Genomic DNA, 13,934 nt, shown 5'->3' on the forward strand with positions numbered 1-13,934 from the left:
CGGTCTCGCTCCCACAGGTTCTGCGCTGGTTCGAAACTGCTGTTGGAGATAACGATTTGCGTAGGAGAGCGTCATGAAACTGCTGGTCGTCGAAGATGAAGCGCTGTTGCGCCATCACCTGCAAACCCGCCTGACGGATAGCGGCCACGTGGTCGAGTCCGTGGCCAACGCCGAAGAGGCGCTGTACCAGACCGAGCAGTTCAACCATGACCTGGCGGTGATCGACCTCGGGTTACCAGGCATGGGCGGGCTCGATTTGATCCGCCAATTGCGTTCACGGGGCAAGACTTTCCCGATCCTGATCCTCACCGCGCGCGGCAACTGGCAGGACAAGGTCGAAGGCCTCGCCGCCGGCGCCGATGATTACGTGGTCAAGCCGTTCCAGTTCGAGGAGCTGGATGCGCGCCTGAACGCCTTGCTGCGCCGTTCCAGCGGTTTCACCCAGTCGACCATCGTCGCCGGGCCGTTGCTGCTCGACCTCAATCGCAAACAGGCGTCCCTCGACGAACAGCCGCTGGCGCTGACCGCGTATGAGTACCGGATTCTCGAGTACCTGATGCGTCATCACCAGCAGGTGGTGGCCAAGGACCGCTTGATGGAGCAGCTCTACCCGGACGACGACGAGCGCGATCCGAACGTGATTGAAGTGCTGGTCGGCCGCCTGCGCCGAAAACTCGAAGGGCCGGCCGGGTTCAAGCCGATCGACACCGTGCGTGGCCTCGGCTACCTGTTCAATGAGCGCTGCACTTGATTCGTTCTCTTCGTGTCCGTTTGATGCTCGCCGCCACGCTGTTGGCGGTGTTGTTCATGCTGGCGTTGTTGCCGGCGATGCAGGGCGCGTTCAGCCTCGCGTTGCAGGATTCCATCGAGCAACGCCTGGCGTCGGACGTCACCACGCTGATCTCCGCCGCCCGGGTCGAGGGCAACCACCTGCAGATGCCGGCGCAGTTGCCCGATGAGCGCTTCAACCTCACCGACAGCCGTTTGCTCGGCTACATCTATGACCGCGAAGGTCACCTGGTGTGGCGCTCGAAGGGCACCCGCGAAGAGAACATCAATTACAAACCGCGTTACGACGGGCGCGGTAACGAGTTCGCGAGAATCAGCGAAGCCGACGGTCAGGAATTCTTCGTCTATGACGTCGAAGTCAAATTGCTCGGCGGCAAAAGCGCGGCATTCAGCATTGTCACGCTGCAACCGGTGCGCGAATACGAAGTGACCCTCGAAGGTCTGCGGGAAAACCTTTACCTCGGCTTCGGCGCCGCGCTGCTGGTGTTGCTCGCTTTGCTGTGGATCGGCCTGACCTGGGGTTTGCAGGCGTTGCGTCGGCTCAGCCAGGAACTCGACGAAATCGAAAGCGGCACCCGCGAAAGCCTCAGCGAACAGCACCCGCGCGAACTGCTGCGCCTGACCGACTCCCTCAACCGTCTGCTGCACAGCGAGCGCGAACAACGCAGTCGTTATCGCGATTCCCTCGACGACCTGGCCCACAGCCTGAAAACCCCGCTGGCCGTGTTGCAAGGGGTCAGCGAGGACATGGCGCAGCGCCCGGAGGATCGTGATCAGGCATGGGTGCTGCAAACCCAGATCGAGCGCATGAGCCAGCAGATCAGCTATCAGTTGCAGCGCGCCAGCTTGCGCAAAAGCGGTCTGGTGCGCCATCAGGTGCGGCTGCGGCCGGTGCTGCAAAGCCTTTGCGATACGCTGGACAAGGTCTACCGCGACAAGCGCGTGCGGGTGGCTTTCGATCTGCCGGAACACTGTTATGTGCCGATCGAGCAGGGCGCCTTGCTGGAAATGCTGGGCAACTTGCTGGAGAACGCCTATCGCCTGTGCCTCGGCGAAGTGCGCATCAGCGTGCGCGAAACCTTGAGCGGGGTCGAGTTATGCGTCGAGGACGACGGGCCGGGTGTGCCGCCGGATCAGCGTGCGCGGATTCTGCAGCGCGGCGAGCGGCTGGACCGTCAGCACCCGGGGCAGGGGATCGGGTTGGCGGTGGTCAAGGACATCATCGAGAGCTACAACGCCAGGTTGACCCTGGGTGATTCACCCATGGGCGGCGCGGTGTTCCGGATTCATTTTCCGGTGGTGTGACGGGAGTTTGATGGTGCACCTTCGGACCTCTTCGCGAGCAGGCTCGCTCCCACAAAGGATCTATGTCACACCGAAGATCCCCCTGTGGGAGCGAGACCGGCTTGCCGGCGAAGAGACCCGCCCATCCACCACGAAACCATGGGCTTATCTTCAATTCTCTTGTGCGCGATAAGCCCCAGGCGTCAACCCGGTCCATTTCTTGAACGCCCGATGAAACGCCGAAGGCTCGGAAAACCCCAACTGCTCGGCAATCTGTTGCAACGACAGATCTGCACGCCCCAGGTGATAAATCGCGATGTCCCGGCGCAATTGATCCTTCAACTCCTGAAAACTCGAGCCCTCTTCACGCAAGTGCCGGCGCAAGGTCTGCGGGCTGATGTGCAGGTGTGCGGCCACCGTTTCCAGGTCCGGCCAGCGTGCGCTGTCGCGGCTGAGCAAGCGGCGCAACTGGCTGCTCAGGCTGTCGCCGTCGTCCGGGCGCGACAACAGGTCGGCGGGTGAGCGTTCGAGGAAATGCTTGAGGGTTCGTTCGTCCTGCAACAACGGCATGTTCAAGTAGCGACTGTGAAACAGCAGGCTGCTCTGCGGCGCGCCAAACTCCATCGGGCAGGGGAACAGCAAATCATATTCGGCCCCGTGCGCGGGCCTCGGGTAACTGAACGTCGCCTGCTCCAGCCGGATGCGCTGGCCGATCAGCCAGCTGCCGAGTCGATGCCAGACCATCAACTGGCTCTCGGTGAGGAAATGGTCCGGGTCGCGGAACTGCGAATCGTCGAGGCTCAGACGGATCATTTCCTCTTCGCGAGTCAGGGTCAGCCGCGGACCCTCGGTGAACAGGCCATAAAACAATAAGCCGCGATGCAGCGCCTTATCGAGATTTCGGCAGTGAATCACGGCGTGGCACATCATCGCGAAGCTGCCGGTTTTGCTCGGGACCGGCCCGAAACCGAGGTATTCATCGTCGAGTGCCAGCCACAACCCCTGTATCAATCGGGTGAACTGTTCAGGCGCGATTCGCGCACGCGGCTCCTCAAGCAACTGCGGGCTGATGCCGAGTTGTTGCAACAGCTCTGAGCAGTCATGACCCAGGCGGCGCGCGCCACCGAGGGCGGCGCGGGCGAAATGACTGGCGATGGTGCGTTCGCGCATGGCAGGCAGTTCCGTCAATGAACGACGGATGGTAGCCGTGCTGCCTGTCGATGAACAAGGCGGATATCCGCCAGATTGCAGGACGAGGTCTGGCGGATGGGCGGAAATCCGCCATTTTTTTGAGGTGAGCGAGGGGCACGTGAAACCTGTAACCCCTGATGTCAAAAGGCATGCAGGGGTTTTGGCAGAGGTGGCACGCCACTTGCGATGCAACAAGCAGAGACCTGCCATCGCGCAGCTCGACAAAACAAATCCCTCCAGTGCAGGAGGGTTCGCAAATGAGGTGTCGTTGACAACAGATGGATGTTGTCGCGGGACGCTCTTGAGGAACTTTGCAATGACGACTCGTCAGCCACTGTACAAATCCCTGTATTTCCAGGTGATCGTTGCCATCGCCATCGGCATCCTGCTTGGTCACTTCTACCCGCAGACCGGTGTGGCCCTCAAGCCACTGGGTGACGGGTTCATCAAACTGATCAAGATGGTCATCGCGCCCATCATCTTCTGTACGGTCGTCAGCGGTATCGCCGGCATGCAGAACATGAAATCGGTCGGCAAGACCGGCGGCTATGCGCTGCTGTACTTCGAAATCGTTTCCACCATCGCCTTGCTGATCGGTCTGGTCGTGGTCAACGTCGTGCAACCGGGCGCCGGCATGCACATCGACGTAACGACTCTGGACACCAGTAAAATCGCTGGCTTCATCTCGGCCGGTAAAGACCAGAGCATCGTCGCCTTCATCCTCAATGTGATCCCGAACACCATCGTGGGCGCTTTCGCCAACGGCGATATCCTGCAAGTTCTGATGTTCTCGGTGATCTTCGGTTTTGCCCTGCATCGCCTGGGTGCATACGGCAAGCCGGTTCTGGACTTCATCGATCGCTTTGCTCATGTGATGTTCAACATCATCAACATGATCATGAAGCTTGCGCCGGTCGGTGCCTTCGGTGCCATGGCCTTCACCATCGGTGCTTACGGTGTTGGCTCGCTGGTACAGCTCGGCCAGTTGATGATCTGCTTCTACATCACCTGCATCCTGTTCGTGGTTCTCGTACTGGGCGCCATCTGCCGCGTGCACGGTTTCAGCGTGTTGAAGCTGATCCGTTACATCCGTGAAGAACTGCTGATTGTGCTGGGTACTTCGTCTTCAGAATCGGCTTTGCCACGCATGCTGATCAAGATGGAACGCCTGGGTGCACAGAAATCCGTTGTGGGTCTGGTGATTCCGACGGGTTACTCGTTCAACCTCGACGGTACTTCGATCTACCTGACCATGGCCGCTGTGTTCATCGCTCAGGCGACCGACACCCAAATGGACATCACCCACCAGATCACCCTGTTGCTGGTGCTGTTGCTGTCCTCCAAAGGTGCTGCGGGCGTCACCGGCAGTGGCTTCATCGTGCTGGCCGCCACCCTGTCCGCCGTTGGCCACCTGCCGGTTGCCGGTCTGGCGCTGATCCTCGGTATCGACCGCTTCATGTCCGAAGCCCGTGCGCTGACCAATCTCGTTGGTAATGCTGTTGCGACCCTGGTCGTGGCCAAGTGGGTGAAAGAGCTGGACGAAGACAAGCTGCAAGTCGAGCTGGCTTCTGGCGGTCGCGGTATCTCTGACGAACGTGAAGAGGACGACCTGGGTGTGGCCGAAGGCCCGACCCCAAGTAACGTCAAGTAGGACGCGTTGTCATGGAAAAACCCGCTTCGGCGGGTTTTTTCATGACTGCGATTTGAGCTCAACGGTCACAGTTGCTGACACATCAGGTGATTGCTGCAATCGCGTTGCCTGCCTAGGCTGGAAGCATCGTTTACGGAGATCGCTCATGCTCGGCCCACTGGCATCCCTCAAGGTTCTGGATTTCTCGACACTGCTGCCGGGGCCGTTTGCCTCGCTGTTACTGGCCGACATGGGCGCCGAGGTGTTGCGCATCGAATCGCCGACCCGCATGGACCTGCTGCGCGTGCTGCCGCCCCATGACCAGGGCGTGTCGGCCAGCCACGCCTACCTCAATCGCAACAAGCGCAGCCTCGCGCTCGACCTCAAGCAGCCCGAGGCGCTGGAGGTCATCAAGCAGTTGCTGCAGGACTACGACATTGTCCTGGAACAGTTCCGCCCCGGCGTAATGGAACGCCTGGGCCTGGGGTATGAAGCGTTGAAGGCGATCAACCCGAAGCTGATCTACGTGTCGATCACCGGTTACGGTCAGACCGGCCCCTACAAGGACCGCGCCGGCCACGACATCAATTACCTGGCGCTGGCGGGGCTGGCGAGCTACACCGGTCGCGCCGAGAGCGGGCCGTTGCCTTTGGGCATGCAAGTGGCGGATGTCGCCGGTGGCTCGTTGCACGGAGTGATAGGCCTGCTGGCAGCGGTGATCGCCCGGCAGCAAACCGGTTTGGGGCAGCATCTGGATGTGAGCATGACCGACTGCGCGTTCAGCCTGAACGCCATGGCCGGTGCGGGTTATCTGGCCTGCGGCGAGGAGCCGGGCAGGGAAGATCAGATGCTCAATGGCGGCAGCTTTTACGATTATTACCGTTCGCGGGATGGCCGCTGGTTATCGGTGGGCAGTCTGGAGCCGGCCTTCATGAAGCAATTGTGCACGGCGCTGGGGCTGGAGGAGCTGGCGGCCCTGGGCTTGTCGCCTCAACCTGCCCAGCAAAAGAAGCTCAAGGACGCGTTGAAGACCGAATTCGAGAAACACGATTTTGCCGAGTTGTGTGCGCTGTTTTCCGAACTTGATGCGTGTGTCGAGCCGGTGTTGACCTTGAGCGAAGCGGTTCAGCATCCGCAGTTGAGCGCTCGGGAAGTGGTGACCGACGTGCCGCGGGGGGACGGGACGAGCCAGGCGCAGATGGCGTGTCCGTTGAAGTTCTCGGACGGATTGCCCGAGCCTCGGCATATTGGTGCGGCGCTGGGACAACATACGGATCAGGTGTTGGGGGAGTTGGGGTTCAGTGTCGAGCGGATCGCAGAGCTGCGGCGTGCCAAGGTCGCTGTGTAATGGTTTTTAGGGCCCCTTCGCGAGCAGGCTCGCTCCCACAGGTATTGCGATGCTTTTGTAGGAGCAAGGCTTGCCCGCGATGAGGCCGGGACAGGCACCACAAATCCCACTACTCGACCCGCATCTCCCCACTAAACACCAACGTGCTCCGGCATCTGCGACACAAATATCGCCGCCCCTGCCGCACCAGGCTGTGCCGTTGCGCCGAAAACGGGAAATCGCTATCGACGCACGGGCACCTGTAGATATAGCGGGTCACGCTGCGACGCTTGACGTCATAGGTGTGGCAACGATTGGGCGGCAGTCCGTACACGCCGCGCATGATCAATTGCCACTCTTCGCCGTGGGGCTGAATGCGATCGCCAAACAGCTGATGAGCGATCAGGTGCGCCACTTCGTGGGCCACGGTCTGCTTGAGGAAGTCTTCGGTGTTTTCCCGGTACAACTGCGGATTGAAGCGCAGCAGATTCTCGTGCAGATGCGCGACACCGGCTTTTTGCCCACGCAGCTTGAGGCTCACCACGGGGCGTTGGAAGGTTCGTTTGAAAAAGGATTCGGCTTGTTGGAAACAGTCTTCGACGCGGATATTGAGTTGCTCGGGCATGCTTGATGGATCTCCAGAGACGTTGAGTATGCCGCAACCCTGGGGGCTTGCGAATCGCCGAGGCGCCGAGTGGTTGTTACCCTCACATTAGAAGGCCGCCCTGCGGCGGCCTGTATTGGCAGATCTTGTTTTTGGGTGGTGTGTTGCTAATTCGTATAGACCGGCCCCACGCCGAGTCCCCAGACAATAACCGTGAACGCCATAATGGCCACCAGCACCACCAGGCCTACAGCGAGCACCGAACTTGAAAACAGGAATCCCTCGTCTGATGGAATGTTCATGAAAGTGGGTAGCCCCACATACAACAGATACACCGTGTAGCAGATGGCCGCCGTCCCGACGATCATCCCCAGCCACATGTGTGGGTACAGCGCCGCGAGGCCGCCAATGAACAGCGGGGTTGCGGTATAGGTCGCAAACGCAACGCAACGGGCCAGGCTCGGATTGGCGTCATAGGTGCGCGCCATCCAGTGGATGAACGCGCCCATCACTGCAACGCCGCCGAGCATCGCCAGGTACGACATGATCGTCATCCATAGCGCACTCTCTGTCGTCAGCATCACCGGCGCTCGGCTGCCAATGACCCAGCCGACCTGTGTGGTGCCGATAAACGCCGACACGGCGGGGATCGCCGCCAGAATCAACGTGTGGGTCAGGTACATGTGGCTGATGCTTTCCTCTTGGTCGCCACGGATTTCTTTCCATTCCTGGTCGGGGTGGGTGAAGAGCCCCACTACGTGATGGATCATGCCAGTCACTCCTCTTGTTTTTACCGTCGCCCCCCAGTGGAGCGCCTACAGGCCAAAGTGGCCAAGTAAGTAAAGGTCTGGATATGTGTGCGACCTCAAGTCGCAGTATAGAAAGGTCTTACCGGCGCAGGTTGCAGGGCGTTAGAGCAAATCGCGCTGTAAACACATCTGTTAATCGCTGCAGGGACTTGCGCAAACACTGTGGCGAGGGGGCTTGCCCCCGTTGGAGTGCGAAGCGCTCCCAAATTCAGCCAACATTTTTCTTCATGCAGAACATGGGAGCAGGTTTTGCGACTGCTTCGCAGCCGAACGGGGCGATGCGGCGTTTCGACAAGCCCCCTCGCCACAGGGGTATCCTTCACTCAGATAAAGTGCAGTTCCCAAGGTCTTCGCCAGCGTAGGGTTTTTGCGTAAAATGCCGGCCTTTCGTCACACCTCACGGATTTCGCGTCATGGGCACTCTCACGGTCAACCAGAACAAACTGCAAAAGCGCCTTCGCCGTCAGGCCGGTGAGGCTGTTGCCGATTTCAACATGATTGAAGACGGCGACAAGGTCATGGTCTGCCTGTCCGGTGGCAAGGACAGCTACACCATGCTCGATGTGCTGATGCATTTGCAGAAGGTCGCGCCGATCAAGTTCGAGATCGTCGCCGTGAACATGGACCAGAAGCAGCCGGGTTTCCCTGAAGACGTGCTGCCGGCTTACCTCAAGACCCTGGGCATCGAATACCACATCGTCGAGAAAGACACTTACTCGGTGGTCAAGGAACTGATCCCGGAAGGCAAGACCACCTGCTCGCTGTGCTCGCGCCTGCGTCGTGGCACGCTCTACACCTTCGCTGACGAAATCGGCGCGACCAAAATGGCCCTCGGGCATCACCGCGACGACATCGTCGAGACGTTCTTCCTCAATATGTTCTTCAACGGCTCGCTCAAGGCCATGCCGCCGAAGCTGCGTGCCGATGACGGTCGAAATGTGGTCATCCGCCCGCTTGCCTACTGCAACGAAAAAGACATTCAGGCCTACTCGGACTTCAAACAGTTCCCGATCATCCCGTGCAACCTCTGCGGTTCTCAGGAAAACCTGCAGCGTCAGGTGGTCAAGGAGATGCTGCAGGACTGGGAGCGCAAGACGCCGGGCCGTACCGAAAGCATTTTCCGCAGCTTGCAGAACGTGATCCCGTCGCAACTGGCGGACCGCAACCTGTTCGACTTCACCAGTTTGAAGATCGACGAAACCGCGGCCTCGCGGTTCGTCAATGTAGTGAACCTCTAAACACAATCACTGTGGGAGCCAGCCTGCTGGCGATAGCGGTGGGTCAGACACATCATTGTTGACTGACCCGCCGCCATCGCCAGCAGGCTGGCTCCCACATTGGTCTATTCACTTACTCATCAGGAGAGGGCATGCGCGATTACAAGTGGCTGCACGAATACTGTCTGAACCGCTTCGGTTCAGCGGCTGAACTGGAAGCCCATCTGCCCGTTCCCAAGACCGCGGCGCAATTGCGCAAGATCAGCGACGACCGCTACCTCTCGACCATGGCGCTGCGCGTGTTCCGCGCCGGGCTCAAGCACAGCCTGGTGGACGCCAAGTGGCCGGCCTTCGAAGAAGTGTTCTTCAAGTTCGACCCGGAAAAGGTCGTGCTGATGAGCGCCGAACACCTTGAACGCCTGATGCAGGACGCGCGGATCATCCGTCACCTGGGCAAGCTCAAGAGCGTGCCGCGCAATGCGCAGTTCGTGCTGGACGTGGCGCATGAGCAGGGCAGCTTTGGCGCGTTGATCGCTGATTGGCCGGTGACGGATATCGTTGGGTTGTGGACGTATCTGAAAAAACGCGGGCATCAACTGGGCGGGTTATCGGCGCCACGATTCTTGCGGATGGTCGGCAAGGACACGTTTGTGCCGAGCTACGACGTGGTGGCGGCGTTGAATGCGCAGAAGATCGTCGACAAGGTGCCGACCAGTCTGCGGGACCTGGCGACGGTGCAGGGTGTGTTCAATCAGTGGCATGAGCAGAGTGGCGGGCGGGCGATGAGCCAGATTTCGATGATGCTCGCCTACACAGTGAATCATTGAGACCGAGTTGCGCCAATCGCCAGCAGGCTGGCTCCCACATTGGATCTGTGGCGTACACATTCCCCTGTGGGAGCTAGCCTGCTAGCGATTGCAATCTGTCAGGCGACGGAGATTTCACCCTCACCCGCCAACTTGCGATTCAACTGAAACCGCCACCGCACATACAGCAGCGCCGAACAAAACACCGCGAGGCTCGCGCCCATTTCCAGCAAACCGAACAGCTGCCGGTTCGGGTCATACGCCGCCAGTGCGCCCTTGATGAAATACAGGTTCACCACAAAGCACATCCACGAATGCCCACGCGCGCTGCCGATGATCATCCCCGGCGCCAGCAACAGCAGCGGCACCAGTTCGATCAGCAAAATCACCCACGGCCGTGCGCCATGCAGGTCGGCGACCACCAGGTAATAGACGCAGAGCAATCCCACCAGTGCGAAGTAGCACAGCAGACTGATGACGCGCATCGCCCGAACCCGCGGTTCGAGCCATTCAATGGAAGGCAGCACCTTCGGCTTTTTGGCCATGTCAGCTCACCAACTTTTGCGCGGTCTTCGCCAGGCGCAGACCCAAGGCTCGGCACAGCGCCACTTCATGTTCATTCAAACCGCTTTTGCCATCGGCGCCGGCGTGATGACTGGCGCCGTACGGCGTGCCGCCGCCGCGAGTTTCCAGCAGCGCGGATTCGCTGTACGGCAGGCCGGTGATCAGCATGCCGTGGTGCAGCAACGGCAGCATCATCGACAACAGCGTGGTTTCCTGACCGCCATGCAGGCTCGCGGTGGAGGTGAACACGCCGGCCGGTTTGCCGACGAGGGCGCCGGTCAGCCACAGGTTGCTGGTGCCGTCGAGGAAGTACTTGAGCGGCGCCGCCATGTTGCCGAAGCGCGTCGGACTGCCGAGGGCCAGGCCCGCGCAGTTCTTCAGGTCGTCGAGGCTGGCATACAGCGCGCCTTCGTCCGGAATGTCCGGCGACACCGCTTCGCACTCGGTGGAAATCGCCGGCACGGTGCGCAGGCGCGCTTCCATCCCGGACTGTTCGACACCGCGGGCGATCTGCCGGGCCATTTCATTGGTCGAGCCGCTGCGGCTGTAATACAGAACCAGAATGTACGGCGCGCTCACGGCAGCAACTCCAGCACGTTCTCCGGCGGACGGCCGATGATGGCTTTGTCGCCGACCTCGAGAATCGGCCGCTCCATAAGTTTCGGGTGCGCGGCGATGGCGGCGATCAATTGCGCCTCGCTCAGACCGGCGTCGGCGAGGTTGAGGGTTTTGTACTCGTCCTCACCGGTGCGCAGCAGTTGCCGCGCGCTGAGGCCGAGCTTTTTCAGCAGACCCTGCAGTTGCGCGGCGTCCAACGGGGTCTCGAGGTAGCGGACTACGGTCGGGGTCAGGCCGCGGGCTTCGAGCAGTTCGAGCGCACCGCGGGATTTCGAGCAGCGCGGGTTGTGATAAAGCGTCAGATCGGTCATGTGCGGGTCGCATCTTGCGTAAGGTGGCGGCTATTCTAACTGTGCAGCGCGTAATCCAGAACCTTGGGAGGCGATGGGTCGCAGGCGCATTCAATTTTGAACAAGGATCACGACATGACAAGGCGACTGGCAGCGGCATTGGCGATCTTCGGGACGTTGATGCTAGGGGGCTGCGGCAACGACTATGGCATCGATCAGAACGGCCATAAAGTCGCCGCCGAACGTCTGGACAAACAATGGCTGGTGCTCAATTACTGGGCCGAATGGTGTGGCCCGTGCCGGACCGAGATCCCGGAATTGAACGGGCTGGCCGATCAGTTGAAGGACAGGAAGATCGGTGTGTTCGGGGTCAACTTCGACAATGTGCAGGGTGAAGAGCTGAAAAGTGCCAGTGAGAAACTGGGGATCAGGTTCACCGTGTTGGCGTCGGATCCGGCGGAGCTGTTTGATTTGCCGCGCAGCGAGGCGTTGCCGGTGACATACATCATCGATAACAAAGGCAAGGTGCGCGAACAGCTGATGGGCGAGCAGACGGCGGCGGGGGTAATGGCTAAGCTTGAGGCGTTGCAGGCAGGCAACTGAGTCATGTAGTCACCTGAGCAGGTTCCACCTTCCGTTGTAGGAGCGAAGCTTGCTCGCGAAAAACGCCCGAACAACGCGTTCATCCAGACTGCCCGCGTTTTCGTTGACGTCCATCGTCGGAACGCCGCCCGGAGCAAGCTTCGCTCCTGCAGGGAGCATGCGGGGGAATGCATGCTGCGGGATCAACCCTCTTCAAGCCACCAACGCAACGGCTTGCCTTGCGCTGGCCAGAAGCGCATCTGGTCGATCGGCGAAACATCCCAGCGCTGCACGTTTTCCAGGGCCTGGAGGAAGCGCTTTTCCTGTTCCATGAGCGCCGGCGCGCACAGCTTGCGAGTACTGCCGACCTTGCCGAAGCTCAGTTTGTCGCCGTCGAGCGTGTACGGCGCGAACCAGTGATTGCAGCCGCCATTGCCGTAGGCGCGACCGTCTTCACCGAGTGTGACGGTCAGGTGGCTGTAATCCATCAGCGGGCGTTCGCCGATCCATTCCAGAATATAACTGCGGTTCTGCTGCAATTGCACCGGCTCGGCGGCGCAGCCCAGCAGGCTGGCGCCGACCATCGCGGTCAGAGCAAGGCGTTTCATCACGCAGGCTCCTGGCATTTCGGGCACAGGTGTTTTTCGCCGACGGACTTCCAGCCCAACTCCGCAATTCGTGCCTTAGCGGCAGGCTTTTCGGCCTTGTTGCCCAACTTGGCATCGACCGCGAACTCGAAGCTGAGCTCTTTGGCGCAGCTGTCGCAATTGACTTTCCAGGTGTGGATCGCCAGTTCGCCGAACACCGGGCCGCTGGCCACCGCGACCCATTGGCCGGGCGGGTTGATCAGGTGGCGAACCGTTTCGACGGTCAGGCGCATGGACAAGTCCTTGGCACCTTTGAGGGTCACGACCAGCACGTCATTGTTACGAATCGAGCCGCCGTTGCCGGTGACTTGATAACGCCCCGGCACCAGGGCGCGGCATTCGGTGAGGGTGTGTTGCGGGTTCATCAGGCTATAGCGAAAATCGTGTTCGACCATGGGTCCTCCAAATATGCGCGGCATGCTAGCACGGACATCGACGCCGCACCGCGCAGGGAAGTGACCTTCGATCCGGTTCAGCCAGCATCGACCTGATTTTGCAGAGTGCCCGCCGCCCAGGCTGCAATGTTCTGCAACGTTGTCGCGGCAATGGCGCCCAGGGCTTCGCGGGTCAGGAAAGCCTGGTGCGCGGTGACGATCACGTTCGGGAAGGTCAGCAGGCGTGCCAGCACGTCGTCCTGCAACGGCAAATCGGATCGGTCCTCGAAGAACAGCTGCGCTTCCTCCTCATACACGTCCAGCCCCAGATAACCCAGTTGGCCATCCTTCAACGCGTCGATCAGCGCCGGCGTGTCCACCAGACCGCCACGTCCGGTGTTGATCAACATGGCGCCGGGTTGCATGTGCGCCAGTGACTCGCGGTTGATCAGGTGTTTGCTCTGCTCGTTGAGCGGGCAATGCAGGCTGATGATCTGCGACTCGGCCAGCAGCTGCGGCAAGCTCAGATAACGCGTGCCGAGGGCTTCGACCTGCGGATTGGGGTAAGGATCGTAAGCCAGGAGCTGACAGCCGAAACCGTTCATGATTTTCGCGAAGGTCGCGCCGATCTGCCCGGTGCCGACCACACCGACCGTCTTGCCCACCAGGTCAAACCCGGTCAGCCCATGCAGGCTGAAATCCCCTTCGCGGGTGCGGTTGTAGGCGCGATGCAGGCGCCGGTTGAGCGCCAGGATCAACGCCACCGCATGCTCGGCCACGGCATGGGGCGAGTAAGCCGGAACCCGTACGACCGACAACCCCAGACGCTTCGCTACTGCAAGGTCGACATGGTTGTACCCGGCCGAACGCAGGGCGATCAGGCGTGTGCCGCCGGCGGCGAGACGTTCGAGCACCGGGGCACTGAGGTCATCATTGATGAAGGCGCAGACGACTTCGTGATGTTCCGCCAGCGCCGCCGTGTCCAGGCTCAGTCGCGCCGATTGAAAGTGCAGCTCGATGCCGGCGGGGAGGTCGGCGCCGAGAAAACTGTCGCGGTCGTAGGTCTGGCTGCTGAAAAGTATCGTGCGCATGGCGTCCTCCTGGAAAAATTCACGGTGTGTGCCTGTTGCCGAAAACTCAGGCCCGCCCGGATCTCTGTAGGAGCTTGGCTTGCCAGCGAAGGCGTCCTCGAGAGCGACGCA

General features: G+C 60.5%; 16 protein-coding genes. 7 read left to right on the plus strand and 9 right to left on the minus strand.

Going from position 1 to position 13,934, the window contains the following annotated elements; translation table 11 throughout:
• Nucleotides 1-73: 73 nt before the first annotated feature.
• Both ACA066_RS07020 and ACA066_RS07025 read left to right on the plus strand, forming a co-directional pair.
• The gene (locus ACA066_RS07020; RefSeq protein WP_008029360.1) at nucleotides 74-751 is read left to right on the plus strand and encodes a response regulator; all 678 of its coding nucleotides are present in this window, start codon (nucleotides 74-76) and stop codon (nucleotides 749-751) included.
• Nucleotides 748-2,094: an ATP-binding protein gene (locus ACA066_RS07025; protein WP_497698638.1), complete on the plus strand. Its 1,347-nt coding sequence runs from the start codon at nucleotides 748-750 to the stop codon at nucleotides 2,092-2,094. The genes ACA066_RS07020 and ACA066_RS07025 overlap by 4 nt, the downstream gene beginning before the upstream one ends.
• Before the next feature lie 150 nt (nucleotides 2,095-2,244).
• On the opposite strand, the gene ACA066_RS07030 is transcribed toward ACA066_RS07025, so the two are convergent.
• The gene (locus ACA066_RS07030; RefSeq protein WP_497698639.1) at nucleotides 2,245-3,243 is read right to left on the minus strand and encodes an AraC family transcriptional regulator; all 999 of its coding nucleotides are present in this window, start codon (nucleotides 3,241-3,243) and stop codon (nucleotides 2,245-2,247) included.
• Nucleotides 3,244-3,580: 337 nt separating this feature from the next.
• On the opposite strand from ACA066_RS07030, the gene ACA066_RS07035 reads away from it, so the two are divergent.
• Nucleotides 3,581-4,915: a dicarboxylate/amino acid:cation symporter gene (locus ACA066_RS07035; RefSeq protein WP_497698640.1), complete on the plus strand. Its 1,335-nt coding sequence runs from the start codon at nucleotides 3,581-3,583 to the stop codon at nucleotides 4,913-4,915.
• Nucleotides 4,916-5,060: 145 nt separating this feature from the next.
• Nucleotides 5,061-6,242 carry a CaiB/BaiF CoA transferase family protein gene (locus ACA066_RS07040; protein WP_497698641.1) on the plus strand — a complete coding sequence of 394 codons (1,182 nt, stop codon included), beginning with the start codon at nucleotides 5,061-5,063 and terminating at the stop codon, nucleotides 6,240-6,242.
• Nucleotides 6,243-6,351: 109 nt separating this feature from the next.
• Here ACA066_RS07040 and ACA066_RS07045 read toward each other — a convergent pair whose 3' ends face one another.
• Together ACA066_RS07045 and ACA066_RS07050 are read right to left on the minus strand one after the other, a co-directional pair.
• Entirely contained in the window at nucleotides 6,352-6,846 is a 495-nt protein-coding gene (locus ACA066_RS07045; RefSeq protein ID WP_497698642.1) for a SprT family zinc-dependent metalloprotease, read from the minus strand.
• Nucleotides 6,847-6,992: 146 nt separating this feature from the next.
• Nucleotides 6,993-7,595, minus strand: a complete 603-nt coding sequence (locus ACA066_RS07050; RefSeq protein ID WP_007899096.1) for a Yip1 family protein — start codon at nucleotides 7,593-7,595, stop codon at nucleotides 6,993-6,995.
• 452 nt (nucleotides 7,596-8,047) lie between these two features.
• Here ACA066_RS07050 and ttcA point away from each other — a divergent pair, with 452 nt between their 5' ends.
• Both ttcA and ACA066_RS07060 read left to right on the plus strand, forming a co-directional pair.
• Nucleotides 8,048-8,872 (plus strand): tRNA 2-thiocytidine(32) synthetase TtcA, encoded by an 825-nt coding sequence (ttcA, locus tag ACA066_RS07055; protein ID WP_497698643.1) that lies wholly within the window; start codon nucleotides 8,048-8,050, stop codon nucleotides 8,870-8,872.
• Between the two features lie 131 nt (nucleotides 8,873-9,003).
• Complete coding sequence (locus ACA066_RS07060; RefSeq protein ID WP_497698644.1) at nucleotides 9,004-9,678, plus strand: DNA-3-methyladenine glycosylase I; 675 nt, start codon at nucleotides 9,004-9,006, stop codon at nucleotides 9,676-9,678.
• A 98-nt stretch (nucleotides 9,679-9,776) separates the two neighbouring features.
• Here the strand turns inward: ACA066_RS07060 and ACA066_RS07065 are convergent, their stop codons facing one another.
• The 3 genes from ACA066_RS07065 to arsC are packed head-to-tail and all read right to left on the minus strand — an operon-like array spanning nucleotide 9,777 to nucleotide 11,150.
• A complete protein-coding gene (locus ACA066_RS07065; protein ID WP_497698645.1) occupies nucleotides 9,777-10,202 on the minus strand; it encodes a DUF2069 domain-containing protein in 426 nt (141 codons plus the stop codon).
• 1 nt (nucleotide 10,203) lies between these two features.
• Nucleotides 10,204-10,800, minus strand: coding sequence for an NAD(P)H:quinone oxidoreductase (gene wrbA, locus ACA066_RS07070; protein WP_008011647.1), 597 nt, complete (start codon nucleotides 10,798-10,800; stop codon nucleotides 10,204-10,206).
• A complete protein-coding gene (arsC, locus tag ACA066_RS07075; RefSeq protein WP_497698646.1) occupies nucleotides 10,797-11,150 on the minus strand; it encodes an arsenate reductase (glutaredoxin) in 354 nt (117 codons plus the stop codon). The genes wrbA and arsC overlap by 4 nt, the downstream gene beginning before the upstream one ends.
• Nucleotides 11,151-11,264: 114 nt before the next feature.
• On the opposite strand from arsC, the gene ACA066_RS07080 reads away from it, so the two are divergent.
• Nucleotides 11,265-11,732, plus strand: coding sequence for a TlpA disulfide reductase family protein (locus tag ACA066_RS07080; RefSeq protein WP_497698647.1), 468 nt, complete (start codon nucleotides 11,265-11,267; stop codon nucleotides 11,730-11,732).
• A gap of 182 nt (nucleotides 11,733-11,914) precedes the next feature.
• Here the strand turns inward: ACA066_RS07080 and ACA066_RS07085 are convergent, their stop codons facing one another.
• The 3 genes from ACA066_RS07085 to ACA066_RS07095 all read right to left on the minus strand — a co-directional run bounded on the left by ACA066_RS07085 (nucleotide 11,915) and on the right by ACA066_RS07095 (nucleotide 13,823).
• Nucleotides 11,915-12,319: an META domain-containing protein gene (locus ACA066_RS07085; RefSeq protein WP_497698648.1), complete on the minus strand. Its 405-nt coding sequence runs from the start codon at nucleotides 12,317-12,319 to the stop codon at nucleotides 11,915-11,917.
• On the minus strand, nucleotides 12,319-12,753 hold the full coding sequence (locus ACA066_RS07090) for a hypothetical protein (RefSeq protein ID WP_497698649.1): 435 nt from the start codon (nucleotides 12,751-12,753) through the stop codon (nucleotides 12,319-12,321). Before ACA066_RS07090 ends, ACA066_RS07085 begins: the two co-directional genes overlap by 1 nt.
• Before the next feature lie 77 nt (nucleotides 12,754-12,830).
• Nucleotides 12,831-13,823 (minus strand): 2-hydroxyacid dehydrogenase, encoded by a 993-nt coding sequence (locus tag ACA066_RS07095; RefSeq protein WP_497698650.1) that lies wholly within the window; start codon nucleotides 13,821-13,823, stop codon nucleotides 12,831-12,833.
• Nucleotides 13,824-13,934: the final 111 nt, after the last annotated feature.

This window comes from Pseudomonas sp. LBUM1651, from assembly GCF_059716135.1.

Coding starts and splice junctions, on each gene's coding strand:
- ACA066_RS07040 (WP_497698641.1), top strand. CDS start 5,061: ATGCTCGGCCCACTGGCATCCCTCAAGGTTCTGGATTTCTCGACACTG.
- ACA066_RS07065 (WP_497698645.1), bottom strand. CDS start 10,202: ATGGCCAAAAAGCCGAAGGTGCTGCCTTCCATTGAATGGCTCGAACCG.
- ACA066_RS07080 (WP_497698647.1), top strand. CDS start 11,265: ATGACAAGGCGACTGGCAGCGGCATTGGCGATCTTCGGGACGTTGATG.
- ACA066_RS07050 (WP_007899096.1), bottom strand. CDS start 7,595: ATGATCCATCACGTAGTGGGGCTCTTCACCCACCCCGACCAGGAATGG.
- ACA066_RS07060 (WP_497698644.1), top strand. CDS start 9,004: ATGCGCGATTACAAGTGGCTGCACGAATACTGTCTGAACCGCTTCGGT.
- arsC (WP_497698646.1), bottom strand. CDS start 11,150: ATGACCGATCTGACGCTTTATCACAACCCGCGCTGCTCGAAATCCCGC.
- ACA066_RS07090 (WP_497698649.1), bottom strand. CDS start 12,753: ATGGTCGAACACGATTTTCGCTATAGCCTGATGAACCCGCAACACACC.
- ACA066_RS07035 (WP_497698640.1), top strand. CDS start 3,581: ATGACGACTCGTCAGCCACTGTACAAATCCCTGTATTTCCAGGTGATC.
- ttcA (WP_497698643.1), top strand. CDS start 8,048: ATGGGCACTCTCACGGTCAACCAGAACAAACTGCAAAAGCGCCTTCGC.
- ACA066_RS07030 (WP_497698639.1), bottom strand. CDS start 3,243: ATGCGCGAACGCACCATCGCCAGTCATTTCGCCCGCGCCGCCCTCGGT.
- ACA066_RS07020 (WP_008029360.1), top strand. CDS start 74: ATGAAACTGCTGGTCGTCGAAGATGAAGCGCTGTTGCGCCATCACCTG.
- ACA066_RS07085 (WP_497698648.1), bottom strand. CDS start 12,319: ATGAAACGCCTTGCTCTGACCGCGATGGTCGGCGCCAGCCTGCTGGGC.
- ACA066_RS07045 (WP_497698642.1), bottom strand. CDS start 6,846: ATGCCCGAGCAACTCAATATCCGCGTCGAAGACTGTTTCCAACAAGCC.
- ACA066_RS07095 (WP_497698650.1), bottom strand. CDS start 13,823: ATGCGCACGATACTTTTCAGCAGCCAGACCTACGACCGCGACAGTTTT.